Here is a 17,598-nt window from a genome sequence, read left to right on the forward strand (position 1 = left end):
GAGACCTCGCACGAGAAAGGGACCGCACGGCCATTCCATGCGGTCCCCACGATCTCGATTGTGAATGGAGCTACCAGCGATCCTCGCCAACTCCCACGCCTACGCTGACGCCTGGCGCGCGAATGCCGACGCCCGCACGCGGTTCGTCCCAGTCGCGATAGGTGCGTCGCTCATAGTAGCGCTCGCGCGGCATGTAACCGTAGGAGTCGCGGACGATCACGCGCGCGCCGTTGTGGGTACGATAGCAGCGGCCCGCGTCGTCGCAGACGAGGCGCACCTGCTGCACGAGATCGGGATTGGTGTATTCGCTGGTCGTGTAGATGTCGGCAGCCTTCGCGGCTCCAGTCGCGGCCAGGGCCCCGACGCCTGCCAGCAGCGCAACAATCGTTGTCCTCATCAGTCTTCTCCGTGGCAACTGCCCTCGGGGTGACAAGAGTGGGCGCACGCATTCGTTCCGGGTGTTTTTTCGGGTTTTTCCCGGAACACGGCTGATGTTCTGGGGAACATGATGAGATTGCTCGGACGAAGAAACTGTTCCCTAGATCGGCTCGTAGGTTTCGGATCCGCAGATGTCGTCGGCTTCTGCGCGCCGCCGGTCGACGACCTTGCCGCTGCTGATGGTCACGACGTAGGTCTGGGCACCGAGCGCGGTGCCAGTCGCCGAGGTGAGCTGCGCGCGTACGCAGGACGTCCAGCCCAGCCCGCGAACCTCGTGATGGGGCGGGGCGACCTGCACCTCGCGCGGATATGACGCCGCCATGAAGACGACGTCGATCTGCTCGCGAACGATTTTCTTGACGTCCGGTGGCGGTTCGGGGGGCGGCTGCTCGGCGTCCTTCATGCGCATGAATTCGGGCACCGGCGCACGGCTGTCGGCGAAGCCGCACGCGCCGAGCGCAAGCGCGCCGGCGAGTAGTGCCGCATGAGCAACGATCCGTAGCATCCGTGAAGATCCCCTGCGTCCCGAAAGATGGGTACGAAGACGGCCGATCGAAGTCCCCCTCGATCAACAATTCCTGAGCGGGACCGAAGGGCCGGTGGGGATTTGCCAATAAGGCAATGCAGGCTAGGCTGATACGCCAGATGGGAGGGATTGACGCATGAGGATTCTTGTCGTCGCGGTGACCGTGCTCGCATTCGTTGCCGCGCCTGCACAGGCCCAAATGGGCGGCCGGCGCCACGGCAATGACGGTCCCAAGACCGAGAAGAAGGCTCCCGAGGTCGACGAGAAGGCGTACAAGGCCGCCCTCGAGCGCATTCCCGATCCCAAGGAGAAATACGACCCATGGGGCGGGGCGCGCCAGGCCGAGCCCGCCAAGAAGCCGAAATAGCTCCGGGCGAGTCCCATGATCCGCGTGCGCCATCTGGTCGGTCTGCTCGCGATCCCGTTGCTTGCTTCTGCGCCAGCGTTGGGTGCGGATGCGGGCTGGAGTTCTTGGGGCGGCGACCCCGGCGGCCAGAAGTTCTCGACGCTGAAGCAGATCACGCCCGACAATGTCGGCAATCTCGTTCGCGCCTTCGAGTATCACACCGGCGATCTCGTGACGCGTCCGCCCGAGGTGATGAAGCGGACGAAATTCGAGACCACGCCGCTGTTCGTCGAGGACAGCCTGATCTTCTGCTCGCCCTTCAACGAGGTGATCGCGCTCGATCCCGGCACGGGTGCCGAGAAGTGGCGCTACGATCCGGAGATCAGAACGGATTATCGCCCCGCTAACCGCTTCGTCTGTCGCGGCGTCACCTATTGGCTCGATGACCAGGCGCCGGCGAATGCCGCCTGCCGGGCCCGCATCTTCATGGGCACCAACGATGTTCGCCTGATAGCACTCGATGCCAACACCGGAATTCCCTGTGCCGGTTTCGGCGACAGGGGCGAGGTCAGGATCGACGTCGGCATGAAGCTGGAATGGCCCGGCGAATTCCAGATCACCTCGCCGCCCGCGGTCGGTCGCGGCGTCGTCGTGGTCGGCTCTGCGATCGGCGACAACCGGCGCGTCAACGCGCCGGCGGGCACGGTGCGCGCCTTCGACGCGCGCAGCGGCCAGCCGCGCTGGAGCTTTGAGCCTCTGAAGCACGACGGCATCGAGGCCGGCCACGCCAATGTCTGGGCACCGATGTCGGTGGACGAGGCGCGCGGACTGGTGTTCTTGCCAACGACCTCGCCGTCGCCGGATTTCTGGGGCGGCAAACGCCCCGGCAACAACGAGCACGCCAATTCGGTCGTAGCCCTGCGTATCGAGACCGGCGAGCTCGCATGGTCGTTCCAGGCCGTGCATCATGATGTCTGGGACTATGATCTGCCGGCGCAGCCGACGCTCGCGCGCATCGAGACCGGTGAGGGCCCACGCGACGTCGTGATCCAACCGACCAAGCACGGCTTCGTCTTCGTGCTCGATCGCGACAGCGGCAAGCCGGTGTGGCCGGTCGAAGAGCGCGCCGTGCCGCAAGGCGGAGCGGAGGGCGAGAAGCTGTCGCCGACGCAGCCGTTTCCGACGCATGTGCCGGCGCTGACGCAGCAGACGATCTCGGCCGACGATGCCTTCTCGCCGTTTCCGGCCTTCATGCACTCAGCCTGCGCAGAGCGCTTTGCAAGCGCGCGCAACGACGGTCTCTTCACGCCGCCATCCACGCAAGGCACGCTCGAGTTTCCGTTCACCGGCGGCGGCGTGAACTGGGGCAGCGCGGCGTTCGATCCCGTCAACCAGATCCTCTATGCCAACACCAGCCGGGTTGCGCATCTCATCAAGCTGATCCCGCGCGCGGAGGCGGCCGGCTTCAATCCGCCGCCGGGCCATGATTTCGGTCAGCAGCAGGGTGCGCCGTTTGCGATGTCGCGTTCGGTGGTGATGTCGCCGGTGGGGCTGATCTGCGTCAAGCCGCCATGGGGCGAGACGGTCGCCGTCGATCTCAAGGCCGGCAAGATCCTCTGGCGCTCGACGGTCGGCACCACCGAGGATCTCGCGCCGCTCGGCCTGCCGTTTGCGTGGGGCACGCCGCTCGTCAACGGCGTCGCCATCACGGCGGGCGGTCTTCTCTTCACCGGCGCGATGGATGCCTACTTGCGCGCCTTCGATGCGCGCGATGGACGTGAACTGTGGCAGGGCCGCCTGCCCGTGCCGGGCATTGCCAATCCCATGACCTATCTCTGGAAGGGCGAGCAATATGTCGCGATCGGCGCCGGCGGCCATTCGGAAGGCGGCACGTCGATCGGCGACAGCGTGGTTGCGTTCCGCCTGGCGCGGGCAGGGGAGTCGCCGTCGCTGGTGTCGCGTACGCTCGATCGTCCCGGCGGCCGGTTCTGGGCCGCGGTCTCCGTGCTGATGCTCGCGACGATCGCGCTCGTCATTGCCGGCCTGCGCTGGCGCGTGAGTCGTCGCAGGACGGTCTAGTCGCCTGGCGCGAAAGACGCGTTTTGCGAACCGCGGTTCACAGCCTGCGCGTTACTGTTCGAAGGCGAGACCGAGGCGTTTGTCGTTGCGCCACACGGTGCGGCACTTGCGCGCGAACTGATCGCTGGAGATCGACAGGGTAAACGACGGCGGCAGCAAAACGCGGCCGTCGAGGTCGATTGCAGCGCCTCCGCTCGACAAATTGCGCACCGTGCAGGCAACGCCGCGGCTCTCAAAGGTGATCGTCCCACCTTTGAAAACCCGATGTCGCTGCGCTGCACGCTTCTCAATCATGTCCGTTAATCCAAACTGACAGTGCGTAAAATACGGCATGGAAATTACATCAAACTAAATTCAATGAACGCCGTGCTTGCAGAGCGCTTTACACTTCGTTTACGACAATGCGCGGAGGCGCGCGTTCGTTGCGCTTTCCGGTTTCCCGAAGAGACCGATCAATTGTGGCGTCCTGCGCCAATGGAGATTCTGATGAAGACCACGATTTCGATTTTGTTCGCTGCTGTCATTGCCATGTCGTCCGCTCCCGCCAACGCCACCAAGCTCGATCTGTCGACCATGAGCTGCAAGCAGTTTCTCGAGAGCGGCGACGACACCATCAAGCTGGTGCTGACCTGGATGGACGGCTGGTACAAGGGCGACGAGGACAACGCCATCATCGACACCGACGTGTTCGTCGACAATGCCAAGAAGTTCGGCACCTATTGCGGCAACAACCCGACGGTCAGCATCGTCACCGCCGCCGACGAAGTGCTGGGCAAGTAAGAGTTACCCGGGCAGCATCGCAAACGCGCTCGACACCATCGCCACCGGCTTGTTGTCGGTGGCGGACAACAGCGTGACGCGACCGAAGCTCATGGTGCGTCCGAGCCGCACCACCTTCGCATCCGCCAAGACGTCCGACGATGAGACCGCGCGCATGAAGTGCGTTGTCTGGTCGACGGTCGTCATCGGCCTGTAGCCGCGATTGGCGGCGAGGATCGCGATCACCATGGAGGTATCGGCGAGCGCCATCAGGGCCTGGCCGCAGACCACGCCGCCGCTGCGGCACAGCCGCTCCGAGAACGCCATGCGCAGCACCGCGCCGGGCTGCCAGTCCTTATCGTCCGGCGGCGGCTCGTGGTCGATGCGTTCGACCGAGAGGCCGAGATCCTGAACCCACGGCGCGAACACGTCGCCCAGCACGCGCCTCGCCTCCTCGATGCCGAATTCCGTCGTTGGCTGCGCTGGCATGAATTCCGTTTCCCCCTGTTGCCCGATGTTTCGGCTATTCTGCACGGTACGGCACGGCAAAGTCACCCCGTCCCGGCGCTTCTGGGCCGGCTTGAAAATGCCAGACTTCGCCCCCTATGATGCCGCGCCTTTCGAACAGGGTGGATGATGTTGCGGCGATTTGTCTTGGTGTTTTGCTTGGGCCTGGTCGGGCTTGCCCTGGGCGGGTGCACCAAATGCGGCCCGATCTGGGACGATTGGCTGCAATCGCCAAAATCCTGCAAATCGGATCGTTTCTAGCGGGTCGTACGGCGATTGCGGCGTCACGGGCTGACGACGCGCCGAACCGGCCATCGATGACCAAGGAGTGACGTGATGAAGGCTTTCCGTGTGGCGGCGCTGCTGGCGATCATCGCCGGGCCGGCCTACGCGCAGCAGATGCCCCACATCAATATGATGCAGGATGCGCCGGGCAAGACCGACGAAGAGAAGGCGGCCGACGCCGAGCGCGACCAGCGCTATAAGGAGACGATGAAGAAGATTCCGGACGCCAAGACCTCCAGCGATCCCTGGGGCGGCATGCGCGCCGATCCCCCCAAGAATGCTGCGCCAAAGACCTCGGTCGCGCCCAAGGCCTCTGCTGCGGCCAAGAAGACCAAGACCGCTCCGACCGCCAACTGACCGTCCCAGCCGGCCGGACTCCTCTTCGCTGTCCGATCTCCCTATATTCAAGGGGGCTTAGGGGGTGAAGGAGTTGCGGCATGGTGTTTCGCCCGCGGGATCTTGCCGACCGGATGGCGCGCCGGCGCAAGGCGGGCGACGGCTATTTGCGCGAGACCTTCACATTGCCCCGCGAGGCGGCCAGGGCGAAGGCGCAGGCCTTCTTCGCCCGCTATCCCAAGGCAGGCTATATGAGTGAGGTCGAGAGCTGGCGCGAACTGCCTGGCGGCGACATCGAGTTCACGATGCGGCGCCTGCCGAGCGCCGACTAAAGCGCGATGAGATTAGGATGAATCGACATCGTGCTTTAGGTTGTTGTTTGAGCATGATCTTTCCGGAAAACCGCTTGGCACTTTTCCGGATCATGCTTTAGGTCGCTTTGAACCGGCCTTCGGCTTGCAGCAACTTTTAGTCTTTTTCGGAAACCCCGTTCAAAGCTTTGCGGCTTACGGTCTCCTCTTCCCAGGGGAGAGCGATGGCTCGGCACCGCAAAGATCTCGGCGCCCGCAGACATGTGCGGGTTGATCTCTACAGGCCCGGATTTCTGATTCCGGCGCCCGACGCGCCATGGATCGAATGCACGATCGTCGATGTCTCCGACGACGGCGTGTCTCTCGACGTCGGTGCGCTGCCGGTGCCGAAAGTGTTCGGCTTGTCGTTCACGACCGGCGGCGAGGTGATCCGCATCTGCATCCTGACCTGGCGCAATGGCGAGCGCGTCGGGGCGCGCTTCGTTCGCGTCGGCGATTTGCGGCGGAAGCGCCAGCGCGAGGCGGCCAGGAAGGCGGCAGAGAGGCCCGCGGGCAGGGCGGCCGGACGCGGTTAACCTCGGAGCCTAATCAAAGGATTCCGCGACGATTCGAATCCGGAAGACCGGTTGCTTGGCCTCGTCCAGGAGCTCCATGTGCCATTCGGAGTTCTCTTGCAGCTTGCGCGCGATACCGGCGGCCATGTCGGCGCAGACATGGGTCATCTCCTTCCAGGCCGCATCGCGGTCGACGAATTCGCTGGCCTGCTCGGATGAGCCCGAATAGCGGCCGTTCCGGATCCGGAAGAAATAGAGCGGCATGGCTGCACCGATCGGGTAATGGCCGCGCCCCGGGGCCATGAAGGCGCGCAGTGCAATCCCAAACGGCAGGCAGATCAACTCCGGAACTCTACGGGATTCATAAGCAGCACAGCTATATACACCGCAACCGGGGGGCGCGGCGGGGTCTCGCCGACAATGTCCTCGCGACCGGCTCAGGCCGTCTTGCGATCGATGGCCTTGAGCTCCCGGTCGATACGCAGTTGCACGCGACGGATGGCAAGGAGATCGATCTTGGTCTCGGTCTTGCCGGTCTTGACCGTTTCACCGATGCGGAATTGCCACTGCCAGACGCCTTGTATCGCCGTCTTGGCCACGGTGAACTCGATGCCCCTGTGATTCATGGCCTACCTCCACGATTCACCTTTGGTTAACATAACATGCTGAACGTCATAATATTCCCCTCGGTCCGTCAAATCTGCCGCTAAGCCGTGGATAATGCAACGAAATCCTTTGCTCCGCGCGTGGTGCGAAGCAGACGAAGGGGCGTTGGGAAAGATGCCGCCGACAATTGGTGCGGTGCAAATTTCGGCAGGGCTGAAGGAACCAGTCGGCTGGCCGCGCATTGGCTCGGCAGGATTCATCCAACGCCATTCGGCTTAAAACCCGGCGGCCCGGTAACGCGTTCGGATTCCATGAAGCAGATCGTCGACCTCCTCAAGCGGGTCTGGCAACGCGGCCGGCCCGAGACAGATGGCTACATCCTGCGCGCAAGCGAAGGCGACGACCGTTCGAGCATGGCAGATTTCGTCCGCATCCTTCAGATGCACGACCGGGAGGGCGGCCGGACCAATTATCCGAATTGACCTGTTCCTGCTGCTTGGCGCGACAGGAACTTTGTTCATGGCCGGAGAACCACGGGTTCCACGAGCGATATGTCCTGCGAGCGACACGTGGCACGAACGCGGCATGTATCGTGAATGTGCAGCGGTAATGTGCAGCGCGTTGCGGCTGTCTTGCGAAAGGCTGTGCGGGTTCGGATGGAACCGACACGAGTGAGGACAGATCCTCGATTCGGGTTTCGTGTTGCAATGTTTGATCGCCCATGACAACGCTAGGTTTCATTATAGGGTAGTTGCTAACTTGACCTCGTAAGAAACTCGACCTCGTAAAAGAGGATGGCGTGGGCTGGCTTCGTAATCTCGTGGTGCGCTGGGGTGCGCGAAACTTTTCGCTGGTCTGTCCGCATTGCAGACAGCCGGCATCGCCTGCGGCCTTCAGGCGCGGGCGCTACAGCCTCGGCGAGGACACGCTCGCTTGCGAGCGATGCGGCGAGACGAGCGTGATCACCTTCTGGCGATTCGAGGGACTGTCGAAACAGTCGCCTGGCTGCGGTGGAGACGAATCCGCCGGGCCGCCGCTCGCGCCCGGGTCGCATCGCGCGGTGAGATGAGGTCGCGGCACGTGCCTTGCTTCGCCCGTGGCGGGTCGACAGACAAAGGCGCCTCATGCTCGGCATTTCCCGTCGCTACAGCCACTTCGTATTCGGCGCGATCCAGTCCGGCCTGACCTGCCTGATCGCCGCCGCCATTGCGAGCCTGCCCGCAAGCACAGCGCCCGACTTCGTCAAACACTGGCTCGCGTCCTGGCTGATCTCCTGGGCCGCGATGCTGCCGGATCCTTCTCTCTGCGGCTGACGCGCGAGCCCTAGAGCATGATCCGGAAAAGTGCGAAGCGGTTTTCCGAAAAGATCATGCTCAAACAATAAGCTAAAGCGCGATGACGATGTCATCCCAATCTCATCGCGCTTTAGGGATTGCGGGACAGCGAAAAAAAGCCCCGCCAGGGGAGAGCCGGGCGGGGCAGAAGGTTATTGGAGGCTGAGGTGCTGGGCTGCAACACCGTAGCCAAGCGAGGTTAACCCGCGCAGCTTACAGGGAGCTTACAGGCAGCAGCAGGCGATTGGCTCTTCAAGGCTGGATTGCGAATAGGTCGCCTTGCCATCTCAAGTACGAATCCCGTCCCAATTCCGACACCCACTCGCAGAAATTACGACACAGCAATTGAGGAGACTCAGCGCGTTCGGCGACGCCATGGGGGAACGTGGCCCGCCGATAGGGGTGGCATATGGATAATGTAGAGCGATCATTCGCCGCTGCGACGGCGATGGGTTTTGTCGTGCTGGTCGTGGGGCTCATTCTGTTGGCCGTGCTGTAGGCCGGCACGCGCGGAGAGAAGAGGCCGCTTGGCGGTGCGTCCTTGCTCGCTTCACGGGCCAAAACTGCGGACGGTGGCGATGAGAAAGGCCGCGGCGAGCGTGAGCGATATTGCGGCGGCCATGCCCTTTGCGAGCCCCTTCAGTCCCGGCCTTGGCAGCACGAGAGTGGTGGCCATGATCGAAAGTCCGGCAGCGACAGCGGCGATCTTGAAGACAACCGAAGGCATCTTTTCCACCGTTTCTTGGTCGGCGTCTGCCGAGTGATAAACGGCTTAAGGGGCTGTCGAAATCAACTCGGCGTCACCTGGGATCACGAGAGGCCGGCTCCTTTGCATGGGGTTGTTTTGGCGGATTTTGGTGAGAGCCCGACGCCGTCTCGACCTTGAACGATTTCCGCGCGGCGGTGGAATGGCACCAATTGCCCATCCCTTAAGCCTAATCCATCTGGTGGATGAACAGGTTGTGGCAGGTCACGAACAAATTTGGACACTCCGAAATTCAGCTTAAGCCACTAGGGGTTAAAACAGGCCAGTGCCCGCGAGGCGCAAAAGAACATATTGCGAACCTGGAACAAACAGTGTACATTACTTTTATCGCCGACCCGCTTCGCCAACCGTTTGTCCTCTAGCGAATCCCCGCAATAAGGAGCACGACCAGATGTCCGCCACTGCCCTGCGTATCGTCGAAGGATCTTCCATGGACAAGAGTAAAGCCCTGGCTGCCGCGCTCTCTCAGATCGAGCGCCAGTTCGGCAAGGGTTCGGTGATGAAGCTCGGCAAGAGCGACCGTTCGATGGACATCGAGGCGGTGTCTTCCGGCTCGCTCGGGCTCGATATCGCGCTCGGCATCGGCGGCCTGCCCAAGGGGCGCATCGTCGAGATCTACGGGCCGGAATCCTCGGGCAAGACGACGCTGGCGCTACACACGGTGGCGGAAGCGCAGAAGAAGGGCGGCATCTGCGCCTTCATCGATGCGGAGCACGCGCTCGATCCGGTCTATGCACGCAAGCTCGGCGTCAACATCGACGATCTCCTGATCTCCCAGCCCGACACCGGCGAGCAGGCGCTGGAGATCTGCGACACGCTGGTGCGTTCGGGCGCGGTGGACGTGATGGTGATCGATTCGGTCGCGGCGCTCGTGCCGAAGGCTGAGCTCGAAGGCGAGATGGGGGAATCGCTGCCCGGTCTCCAGGCGCGGTTGATGAGCCAGGCGCTGCGCAAGCTGACGGCCTCCATCAACAAGTCCAACACCATGGTGATCTTCATCAACCAGATCCGCATGAAGATCGGCGTGATGTACGGTTCGCCGGAAACCACGACCGGCGGCAACGCGCTGAAGTTCTACGCCTCGGTCCGCCTCGACATCCGCCGCATCGGCGCGATCAAGGAGCGCGACGAGGTCGTCGGCAACACCACGCGCGTGAAGGTGGTGAAGAACAAGCTGGCGCCGCCCTTCAAGCAGGTCGAGTTCGACATCATGTACGGCGAGGGCGTGTCCAAGATGGGCGAGATCCTCGATCTCGGCGTCAAGGCCGGCATCGTTGAAAAGTCCGGCGCCTGGTTCTCCTATGACAGCCAGCGCCTCGGCCAGGGCCGCGAGAACTCCAAGGCGTTCCTGAAGGCCAACCCCGACGTCACCGCCAAGATCGAGACCGCGATCCGGCAAAACTCCGGTCTGATCGCCGAGCAGATCTTGGCCGGCAATTCCGAGCGCGACGCCGACGGCGAGGAGCCGGCGGAGGAGTAGGACCTAACACCAGTCAAGTTTCGCGAGGGCGGGCGCTGAGGACGTTGAGTTGCCGACGTCTTCGGTGCCCGTTTTCGTCTTGTGTTGTAGTGATCAGGTGGGGCGATGAAGCGTCTGATCTTGACCAGTCCATCCGGTAGTGAGCTCGCCAAATCGGGGCTGGCCGAGCACGTCGTTTTCTTCTTCACTTCCAGTGGGGGCCGTTGCCCTCTCCTGAATCTGTGGCGTTGCGGCGCCGTTCTGACGAAACCCTGAGGCTGCGAGCATGGCGCGGCTCATTGTGACAACAGACTCGTCCACCGCCGGCGCCATCCAATACGCCGGCCTTGCCGATCTCGTGATTGCGATTGAACGCCGGCTTGTCTGGGGACCGATGCTATCAGCTGCGGAGCTCGACGCGTTCTTTGCGCCGCGTACAACGCAGCTACCCGGCCTTCATTGGCTCGACGATACGCCTGACTGGCGCCTCGAAGAATGGGGTGTGAAGGATCGAGGATTTATCGAATTGTTCGCGGCATGTGACTCGTTCGAGTTCTGGCAGGGGCCCGAGCCAAATGCGCAATTGATCCTGCTCTGGCTGCTCGATCATTGGCGCCGCGGGAGCGCTGCCAGTTCCAGCTTCATGGTGCGCCATCTGTACATGGACATCGGCGACATCGATCCACGGGAGCTTGCCAAGCCTTACCCGTTCGTTGACGAGATGAGGCCTTATACTTTCAAATTGGCCGGCCGTGCGTGGCGCGCCTATTGTGCGCCGTCACCGCAGAGTTGGCAGAATCTCTTCAAGTTGAATTTGGTCGGACTGCCGCAACTCAGTCATTGCGTGCACGCACTCCTCGAAGAGCTTCCGGGGCCCGCCTCAGGTCTTGGAGCCACGGAAAAGCAGATACTGACACTCGTCGCGCGGGGCGACGCGCAGCCCTTCGATTGCTTCCCCGGCTATCGGAAGCGCAACGAGCGGCGCGTGTACGGATACTGGGAAGTCGGCGCGTTGCTCGATGGGCTCGCGCGGTGCGGGAGGCCGGCGGTGTCAGGACTGGATGAAGGCCCTTTTCCCTGAACTTGCACAAAGATTTGGATCGCCTCGAGCGCTACAAGCGATCGCGGTTGTCGCTGACCGAGTTCGGGAAGGCGGTGCTGGCAGGCGACGAGGATTTTCGCCGCCACAACCCGATCGATCGTTGGTGGGGTGGCACTCACCTGACCAGCGAACGGATCTGGCGTGGTGCCGCGAGACCCGTTCGCTGGTTGCACCTCGCTGATGTGCGCGTCATTAAAAGCATTCCTGATTTGCGTATCGATTTTTGATTGAGAGGTGACCGTGTCGCATTTGATCCTGACCACGAACGATCGCGCGGCGGACACTCTGCGCGAGGCCGGCATGACGAACGTCGTCCTCGGCTTTTGCCTTCGCTTCGTGCAAGGCCGACTGCCATCCGAAGAACAGCTTGTGGTGGGGCTGGAGCGACGGTCGGCGAAGCACTGCAATAAAGGCGATCACTGGCTCGACGACGTCTGTCGGGAATGGCTGAAGGATTTCGGCACGCGCGATATCGGCCTCTTCGAACTTTGCGAGAAGTTCGACTCGATCGAAGTGTGGGTCGATCCTCAGCCCAACGATCAGCTCGTGCTTGTCTGGCTGCTGGACCTTCTTCGCCCCTACAAGGAGATCACGACGAAGCTGAGCCTGGTGCACACCGATGACACCGTTGCGAACTATGCTCCGCAATCTGTCGCGATATGGAAGCTGCCGGCGTTCAAGGTCACGGACAGTCACCTGACGATGGCGAGCCGAGCCTGGCAGGCCTGGCGTGCGCCGACGCCCGAACCGTGCTTCGATCTGCTCATGAAGGATCTGGCCATTCTGCCCCGGCTGCGGTCGGCTCTGGTCGCGATGCTCGAAGAATTGCCTGACCCGCTGACAGGTGTCGGCACGAGCGAAATGGGTATGCTGGGGTTTATCGAAGATGGAGGTACCGAGCCGCGCGTGGTGCTCCGTGGGGCTCAGGATACGTTCGATGAGCGCGAGGCCGGTGAGTTGCTCTATGAGTTGGCGGAGGGCAAAGCGCCGGCAATCTTTGAACTTGGCGAGGAGCCGCCGCGCACAAGCGAGGAGGTACGTTCCTTTCGGTATAAGGGGGGACGGCTCGCTCTTACCGAACTCGGGCGATCCGTTGTGGCGTACGAGGAAAACTTCCGCCGCCATAACCCGATTCACCGCTGGTGGGGCGGTACCGAATTGACCAACGAACGGCTCTGGCGGTGGGATCGCGAAACCCGATTGTTGGTCGCGCCTTAGATAAGCGTTCAGTGCCGTAGGGTGGGCAAAGCGGAGCGTGCCCACCACCTTTGCATGCGGTGAAAGAGGGTGGGCACGGCGCTGCGCGCCTTTGCCCACCCGACGAGACTGGCGTTGGCATGCGCAAAGCCGTTCGCTGGTTGCGCCTTAGCGCTTTACTCCGCGGCTTCCGCGTAATCGCTCACCGGCGGGCAGGAGCACACGAGGTTGCGGTCGCCGTAGACGTTGTCGACGCGTCCCACCGGGCACCAATACTTGTCGGTGCGCGAGACGCCGTCGGGGAAGCAGCCCTCAGTGCGGCTGTAGGCGCGGGCCCAGTTGTCGTCGGCGATGTCGTGCACGGTGTGCGGCGCATGGCGCAAAGGCGAAGCTTCGATCTTGAAGCGGCCGGCCTCGACCTCGGCGATTTCCTTCCGGATCGCGATCATGGCGTCGCAGAAGCGATCGAGCTCAGCTTTCGATTCCGACTCCGTCGGCTCGATCATCAGCGTGCCCGGCACCGGGAAGCTCATGGTCGGCGCGTGGAAGCCGTAATCGATCAGGCGCTTGGCGATGTCGTCGACGGTGACGCCGCTCGTCGTCTTCAGCGGCCGCGGATCGATGATGCATTCGTGCGCGACGCGGCCCTTCGCGTTCTTGTAGAGCACGGGGAAATGCGCATCCAGACGAGCCGCGATATAGTTGGCGTTGAGGATCGCGATCTCGGTCGCGCGCTTCAAACCTTCGCCGCCCATCATCAAAATGTAGATGTACGAGATAGTCAGGATCGAGGCCGAGCCGAACGGCGCGGCCGAGACCGGGCCGACCACTGTGTCAGCCTTCGTTGCGGGATGGCCGGGAAGGAATGGGGCAAGATGCGCCTTCACGCCAATCGGGCCCATGCCCGGGCCGCCGCCGCCATGCGGGATGCAGAAGGTCTTGTGCAAATTGAGATGGCTGACGTCGGCACCATAATCGCCGGGCCGTGACAGACCGACCTGTGCGTTCAGGTTCGCGCCATCGAGATAGACTTGGCCGCCATGGCCATGGACGATGTCGCAGATCTCGCGGATGTGCTCCTCAAACACGCCATGCGTGGAGGGATAGGTGATCATGACTGCGGCAAGATCTTTCGCGTGCTTGTCGGCCTTGGCGCGGAGATCATTGACGTCGACGTCGCCGTTCTTCTCGCAGGCCACGACGACCACCTCCATGCCGACCATCGCGGCGGACGCCGGATTGGTGCCGTGGGCGGACGAGGGGATGAGGCACACCTTGCGGTCGCCTTCGCCGCGCGCGATGTGATAGTCCCGGATCGCGAGCAGGCCGGCATATTCGCCTTGCGCGCCCGAATTCGGCTGGAGCGAGATCGCATCATAGCCGGTGATGTCGCACAGCCACTTCTCAAGCCGCGCGAACAGCGCGTGATAGCCGCGTGCCTGCTCGCTTGGCGCGAACGGATGCAGGTTGCCGAACTCCGGCCAGGTCAGCGGCATCATTTCGGTGGTCGCGTTCAGCTTCATGGTGCACGACCCGAGCGGGATCATGGCGCGGTCGAGCGCGAGGTCGCGGTCGCTGAGCTTGCGCATATAGCGCAGCATCTCGGTTTCCGAGCGATGCGCATGGAATACCGGATGGGTGAGGAAGGGCGTCGCTCGCTTCAACGCCTCGGGCAGTGCCTCGCGCGTGGTCGCGTCGATCTCGGCATAGGCGAGCTTACTGCCGAAAGCGCGCCAGACCGCCTCGATGGTCGCCGGCGTCGTGGCCTCGTCGAGCGCGATGCGCAGGCCGTCGCTGCCGAGGCCGAGATTGATCTTTTCGGCCGCCGCACGCGCGACGATCTCGTCGCGCTTCGCGCCAACGTCCACGCTGATCGTGTCGAAGAAGTTTTCGGAACGTGGCGCGAAGCCGAGCTTGCGCAGGCCCGCGGCCAGCACGGCGGTGCGGCGATGCACATTGCGTGCGATCTGCAAGAGGCCTTCGGGGCCGTGATAGACCGCATACATCGAGGCGATCACGGCAAGCAGCACCTGCGCGGTGCAGATGTTGGAGGTCGCCTTCTCGCGGCGGATATGCTGCTCGCGGGTTTGCAGCGCCAGGCGATAGGCGGGTGCACCACGCGAGTCCACGGAGAGGCCGACGATGCGGCCGGGCAGCGAGCGCTTCAGCGCATCGCGAACCGCCATGTAGGCCGCGTGCGGCCCGCCATAGCCCATCGGCACGCCAAAGCGCTGCGCCGAGCCAATGGCGATATCTGCGCCGAGCTCGCCGGGCGAGGCGAGCAGCGTCAGCGCCAGCAGATCGGCGGCAACGATCGCAAGCGCGCCCTTGGCGCGCAGCGTCGCAATTGCCGGCCGCAGGTCGCGCACCGCGCCCGAGCTGCCCGGATATTGCAGCAGCGCACCCAGCACGTCTGTCTTGTCGAGATCGGTGAGGGGATCGCCGACGATCAGGTTCCAGCCCAGGGGCTCCGCGCGGGTGCGCATCACCGCGAGGGTCTGCGGATGCACGTCCTTGTCCACGAAGAAGGCTTGCGCCTTCACCTGCGAGTGCCGCTCCGCGAGCGCCATGGCCTCCGCCGCAGCCGTCGCCTCATCGAGCAGCGAGGCGTTGGCGACATCGAGCCCGGTGAGATCGCAGATCATGGTCTGGAAGTTGAACAGCGCCTCCAGCCGGCCCTGGCTGATCTCGGGCTGGTAGGGCGTGTAGGCCGTGTACCAGGCGGGATTCTCCAGGATGTTGCGCTGGATCACCGCCGGCAGAATGGTGCCGGAATAGCCTTGGCCGATCAGCGAGGTGAAGACCTGGTTTTGGGCTGCGAGCTCAGCCATGTGCGCGATGGCTTCCGTCTCGCTCAAGGCCTTGCCGAGATCGAGGGGAGCTGCCTGCCTGATCGAAGCCGGCAGCGTCTCCGCCATCAGCGCGTCGACGCTTTTGGCGCCGACCGTCTCCAGCATCGCCGCGACATCGCGCGCGGAGGGGCCGATATGGCGGCGTACGAAAGAGGCGGCGGTATCGCCGTTGGATTTGCGGTGCGCGGTCATCGCTTGCTCCATCGCTTAAGCCGTGTGCGCCTTGTAGGCGGCTTCATCCATGAGACCGCCGAGCTCGCTCTTGTCGGCAATCTTGATCTTGAAGAACCAGGCCTTGCCTGCGGCATCCGAATTGACCAGCGCCGGCTCATCGACGACCGCCTGGTTGACCTCGAGCACCTCGCCCGAGATCGGCGCGTAGACGTCGGACGCCGCCTTCACGGACTCGACCACGGCCGCGGCTTCCGTCTTCTTCAACGCGCGGCCGACCTTGGGCAGCTCGACGAACACGACGTCGCCGAGCTGCTGCTGGGCGTAATCGGTGATGCCGACGGTTGCGACATCGCCGTCGATATCAAGCCATTCATGGTCGGAGGTGTACAGCGTCGTGGTCATTCTCGATCCTCAGCGTTTGTAGGTGTTTTTCACGAATGGCATGGCGGCGACGGTGAGCGGCAGCCGCTGGCCGCGCACTTCGGCAAACAGCTTCGTGCCGAGCGCGCTCTGCGCGGTGGGCACATAGCCCATTGCCACCGGCGCATTCAGGCTCGGGCCAAAACCGCCCGAGGTGACGGTGCCGACCGCCTCGGTCGTCGTCGCGTCCGCAAACAACAGCGCGCCTTCGCGCACCGGCGCGCGGCCCTCGGCGCGCAGGCCGACGCGGCGGCGGCTCGCACCCTGGTCGAAATGGGCAAGGATTTTCTGGGCGCCGGGGAAACCGCCGGCGCGGGCGCCACCGGTGCGGCGGCTCTTCTGCACCGACCATTCCAGCGCGGCCTCGACCGGCGTGGTCGCAGTATCGATGTCGTGGCCGTAGAGGCAAAGCCCGGCCTCGAGCCGCAGGCTGTCGCGGGCGCCAAGCCCGATCGGCAACACCTCGGAATTTGCGAGCAGCGCCTTGGCGAGGCGCTCGGCGTCAGCGGCCGGAACCGAGATCTCGTACCCGTCCTCGCCGGTATAGCCCGAGCGCGACACGAAGCAGTCGATGCCATCGACCTTGCGCGGGCCGGCGTCCATGAACTTCATGGAAGGCGCCTCTGCACAAAGTTTCGCCAGCACGGCTTCGGCCTTCGGACCTTGGAGAGCAATCAGCGCACGCTCGGTCAGCGAATCGATGATGCAGCCTTCGGTGAGGTGCGCGCGCAGATGCGCCTCGTCCTCGGCCTTGCAGGCGGCATTGACGACCAGGAACAGGTGATTGCCGAAATTGGCGACCATCAGGTCGTCGAGAATGCCGCCGTCGGCATTGGTGAACTGGGCATAGCGCTGCCGCCCCGGCGCAAGCGCCACGATGTCCTGCGGCACCAGGCGCTCCAGTGCTCTTGCCGCGTCCTCGACCGTGCCGGACTTCGACCGGAGCGCGATCTGGCCCATATGGGACACGTCGAACAGGCCAGCGGAGCTGCGGGTATGCAGATGCTCTTTGAGGACGCCCGCAGGGTACTGCACGGGCATTTCATAGCCCGCGAACGGCACCATCTTGCCGCCGAGGGACACATGCAGCCCGTAAAGGGGGGTACGTCTGAGGGAGTTTTTGTCGTCGCACGCAAGCATCACAGGGGCCCTCGCGGTTCCCGGGGAGGATTCCCCGAAAAACCAGTCGAAGCCCCATCTGTCGCTGTGCCTGAGAGTATTATCCCGTCGGCGGGTGCCACCCGGGCCTCGATGCCCGTCGGCGCCTCTTTCCAGATGCTGTCAAAGCCACGCGGTCCTTTTGCCTGAGAGTTTCCGGGGCGGTTGCTCCTTCGGCGCCGGCTACCTGAAGCCGGTCTCTCCCGACGTGGCCGTACGATACAGATAGGTACAGAACACAGGCCGGCCAAGGCTGTCAACGCGGCCGCAGCTTCTATCAACGGCCGATTGCGCGCCTGCGGCAACCCTCTGATCTCTCTGCACAGTTTCTGGACAGGGCAGCCCACCTTGTCTAAAAGCGCTATCGCCCGCAGATATCAGCCTTAATT

Annotated in this window: 21 protein-coding genes, 1 pseudogene and 1 riboswitch; of the genes and pseudogenes, 12 read left to right on the forward strand and 10 right to left on the reverse strand. The window is 63.4% G+C overall.

The genetic code is table 11. The features are described from left to right. Nucleotides 1-70: 70 nt before the first annotated feature. Both QQL28_RS37350 and QQL28_RS37355 read right to left on the reverse strand, forming a co-directional pair. Nucleotides 71-397 (reverse strand): hypothetical protein, encoded by a 327-nt coding sequence (locus QQL28_RS37350; RefSeq protein WP_284273756.1) that lies wholly within the window; start codon nucleotides 395-397, stop codon nucleotides 71-73. 141 nt (nucleotides 398-538) lie between these two features. Further along, the gene (locus QQL28_RS37355; RefSeq protein WP_284273758.1) at nucleotides 539-943 is read right to left on the reverse strand and encodes a hypothetical protein; all 405 of its coding nucleotides are present in this window, start codon (nucleotides 941-943) and stop codon (nucleotides 539-541) included. Between the two features lie 157 nt (nucleotides 944-1,100). Here QQL28_RS37355 and QQL28_RS37360 point away from each other — a divergent pair, with 157 nt between their 5' ends. Continuing rightward, nucleotides 1,101-1,331 (forward strand): hypothetical protein, encoded by a 231-nt coding sequence (locus QQL28_RS37360; protein ID WP_284273760.1) that lies wholly within the window; start codon nucleotides 1,101-1,103, stop codon nucleotides 1,329-1,331. 15 nt (nucleotides 1,332-1,346) lie between these two features. Continuing rightward, nucleotides 1,347-3,389 (forward strand): pyrroloquinoline quinone-dependent dehydrogenase, encoded by a 2,043-nt coding sequence (locus tag QQL28_RS37365; protein WP_284273762.1) that lies wholly within the window; start codon nucleotides 1,347-1,349, stop codon nucleotides 3,387-3,389. Between the two features lie 51 nt (nucleotides 3,390-3,440). Here QQL28_RS37365 and QQL28_RS37370 read toward each other — a convergent pair whose 3' ends face one another. Next, nucleotides 3,441-3,722, reverse strand: coding sequence for a PilZ domain-containing protein (locus QQL28_RS37370; RefSeq protein WP_284273763.1), 282 nt, complete (start codon nucleotides 3,720-3,722; stop codon nucleotides 3,441-3,443). 153 nt (nucleotides 3,723-3,875) lie between these two features. On the opposite strand from QQL28_RS37370, the gene QQL28_RS37375 reads away from it, so the two are divergent. After that, nucleotides 3,876-4,169, forward strand: coding sequence for an HdeA/HdeB family chaperone (locus QQL28_RS37375; RefSeq protein WP_284273766.1), 294 nt, complete (start codon nucleotides 3,876-3,878; stop codon nucleotides 4,167-4,169). A 3-nt stretch (nucleotides 4,170-4,172) separates the two neighbouring features. On the opposite strand, the gene QQL28_RS37380 is transcribed toward QQL28_RS37375, so the two are convergent. Continuing rightward, the gene (locus QQL28_RS37380) at nucleotides 4,173-4,637 is read right to left on the reverse strand and encodes a PaaI family thioesterase (RefSeq protein WP_284273768.1); all 465 of its coding nucleotides are present in this window, start codon (nucleotides 4,635-4,637) and stop codon (nucleotides 4,173-4,175) included. A 354-nt stretch (nucleotides 4,638-4,991) separates the two neighbouring features. Here QQL28_RS37380 and QQL28_RS37385 point away from each other — a divergent pair, with 354 nt between their 5' ends. The 3 genes from QQL28_RS37385 to QQL28_RS37395 all read left to right on the forward strand — a co-directional run bounded on the left by QQL28_RS37385 (nucleotide 4,992) and on the right by QQL28_RS37395 (nucleotide 6,162). Beyond that, nucleotides 4,992-5,297, forward strand: coding sequence for a lysozyme inhibitor LprI family protein (locus QQL28_RS37385; RefSeq protein WP_284273769.1), 306 nt, complete (start codon nucleotides 4,992-4,994; stop codon nucleotides 5,295-5,297). 80 nt (nucleotides 5,298-5,377) lie between these two features. Further along, complete coding sequence (locus tag QQL28_RS37390; protein ID WP_027526271.1) at nucleotides 5,378-5,608, forward strand: hypothetical protein; 231 nt, start codon at nucleotides 5,378-5,380, stop codon at nucleotides 5,606-5,608. A 203-nt stretch (nucleotides 5,609-5,811) separates the two neighbouring features. Further along, nucleotides 5,812-6,162, forward strand: a complete 351-nt coding sequence (locus tag QQL28_RS37395; RefSeq protein ID WP_284273773.1) for a hypothetical protein — start codon at nucleotides 5,812-5,814, stop codon at nucleotides 6,160-6,162. 9 nt (nucleotides 6,163-6,171) lie between these two features. Here the strand turns inward: QQL28_RS37395 and QQL28_RS37400 are convergent, their stop codons facing one another. Both QQL28_RS37400 and QQL28_RS37405 read right to left on the reverse strand, forming a co-directional pair. Then, the gene (locus tag QQL28_RS37400) at nucleotides 6,172-6,405 is read right to left on the reverse strand and encodes a DUF6894 family protein (protein WP_284273868.1); all 234 of its coding nucleotides are present in this window, start codon (nucleotides 6,403-6,405) and stop codon (nucleotides 6,172-6,174) included. Nucleotides 6,406-6,578: 173 nt separating this feature from the next. Continuing rightward, a complete protein-coding gene (locus QQL28_RS37405; RefSeq protein WP_254105043.1) occupies nucleotides 6,579-6,767 on the reverse strand; it encodes a hypothetical protein in 189 nt (62 codons plus the stop codon). 291 nt (nucleotides 6,768-7,058) lie between these two features. On the opposite strand from QQL28_RS37405, the gene QQL28_RS37410 reads away from it, so the two are divergent. Both QQL28_RS37410 and QQL28_RS37415 read left to right on the forward strand, forming a co-directional pair. Next, a complete protein-coding gene (locus tag QQL28_RS37410; RefSeq protein WP_284273776.1) occupies nucleotides 7,059-7,229 on the forward strand; it encodes a hypothetical protein in 171 nt (56 codons plus the stop codon). Nucleotides 7,230-7,871: 642 nt separating this feature from the next. After that, nucleotides 7,872-8,039 (forward strand): annotated as a pseudogene (locus QQL28_RS37415) (DUF2798 domain-containing protein); the annotation flags it as partial. Nucleotides 8,040-8,631: 592 nt separating this feature from the next. On the opposite strand, the gene QQL28_RS37420 reads toward QQL28_RS37415, so the two are convergent. Continuing rightward, nucleotides 8,632-8,808 carry a hypothetical protein gene (locus QQL28_RS37420; RefSeq protein ID WP_284273778.1) on the reverse strand — a complete coding sequence of 59 codons (177 nt, stop codon included), beginning with the start codon at nucleotides 8,806-8,808 and terminating at the stop codon, nucleotides 8,632-8,634. Between the two features lie 430 nt (nucleotides 8,809-9,238). On the opposite strand from QQL28_RS37420, the gene recA reads away from it, so the two are divergent. The 4 genes from recA (at nucleotide 9,239) to QQL28_RS37440 (ending at nucleotide 12,626) form a co-directional block, all read left to right on the forward strand. Further along, nucleotides 9,239-10,327, forward strand: a complete 1,089-nt coding sequence (recA, locus tag QQL28_RS37425; RefSeq protein WP_284273780.1) for a recombinase RecA — start codon at nucleotides 9,239-9,241, stop codon at nucleotides 10,325-10,327. Nucleotides 10,328-10,592: 265 nt separating this feature from the next. After that, nucleotides 10,593-11,387 (forward strand): hypothetical protein, encoded by a 795-nt coding sequence (locus QQL28_RS37430; protein ID WP_284273783.1) that lies wholly within the window; start codon nucleotides 10,593-10,595, stop codon nucleotides 11,385-11,387. A 14-nt stretch (nucleotides 11,388-11,401) separates the two neighbouring features. Further along, nucleotides 11,402-11,635 carry a hypothetical protein gene (locus tag QQL28_RS37435; RefSeq protein ID WP_284273785.1) on the forward strand — a complete coding sequence of 78 codons (234 nt, stop codon included), beginning with the start codon at nucleotides 11,402-11,404 and terminating at the stop codon, nucleotides 11,633-11,635. Between the two features lie 13 nt (nucleotides 11,636-11,648). After that, the gene (locus QQL28_RS37440) at nucleotides 11,649-12,626 is read left to right on the forward strand and encodes a hypothetical protein (RefSeq protein ID WP_284273787.1); all 978 of its coding nucleotides are present in this window, start codon (nucleotides 11,649-11,651) and stop codon (nucleotides 12,624-12,626) included. Between the two features lie 155 nt (nucleotides 12,627-12,781). On the opposite strand, the gene gcvP is transcribed toward QQL28_RS37440, so the two are convergent. From gcvP to gcvT, 3 genes are read right to left on the reverse strand one after another with little or no spacing between them, the layout of a single operon-like run. Continuing rightward, nucleotides 12,782-15,649, reverse strand: a complete 2,868-nt coding sequence (gcvP, locus tag QQL28_RS37445) for an aminomethyl-transferring glycine dehydrogenase (RefSeq protein ID WP_284273789.1) — start codon at nucleotides 15,647-15,649, stop codon at nucleotides 12,782-12,784. A gap of 15 nt (nucleotides 15,650-15,664) precedes the next feature. Then, nucleotides 15,665-16,033, reverse strand: a complete 369-nt coding sequence (gene gcvH / locus QQL28_RS37450; RefSeq protein ID WP_284273791.1) for a glycine cleavage system protein GcvH — start codon at nucleotides 16,031-16,033, stop codon at nucleotides 15,665-15,667. Between the two features lie 9 nt (nucleotides 16,034-16,042). Next, on the reverse strand, nucleotides 16,043-17,191 hold the full coding sequence (gene gcvT / locus QQL28_RS37455; protein WP_284273793.1) for a glycine cleavage system aminomethyltransferase GcvT: 1,149 nt from the start codon (nucleotides 17,189-17,191) through the stop codon (nucleotides 16,043-16,045). A 143-nt stretch (nucleotides 17,192-17,334) separates the two neighbouring features. Then, nucleotides 17,335-17,425, reverse strand: a riboswitch (glycine riboswitch). Nucleotides 17,426-17,598: the final 173 nt, after the last annotated feature.

The sequence above is a fragment of the Bradyrhizobium iriomotense genome (assembly GCF_030160715.1).
GTDB classification, from domain to species: Bacteria; Pseudomonadota; Alphaproteobacteria; order Rhizobiales; family Xanthobacteraceae; genus Bradyrhizobium; species Bradyrhizobium iriomotense.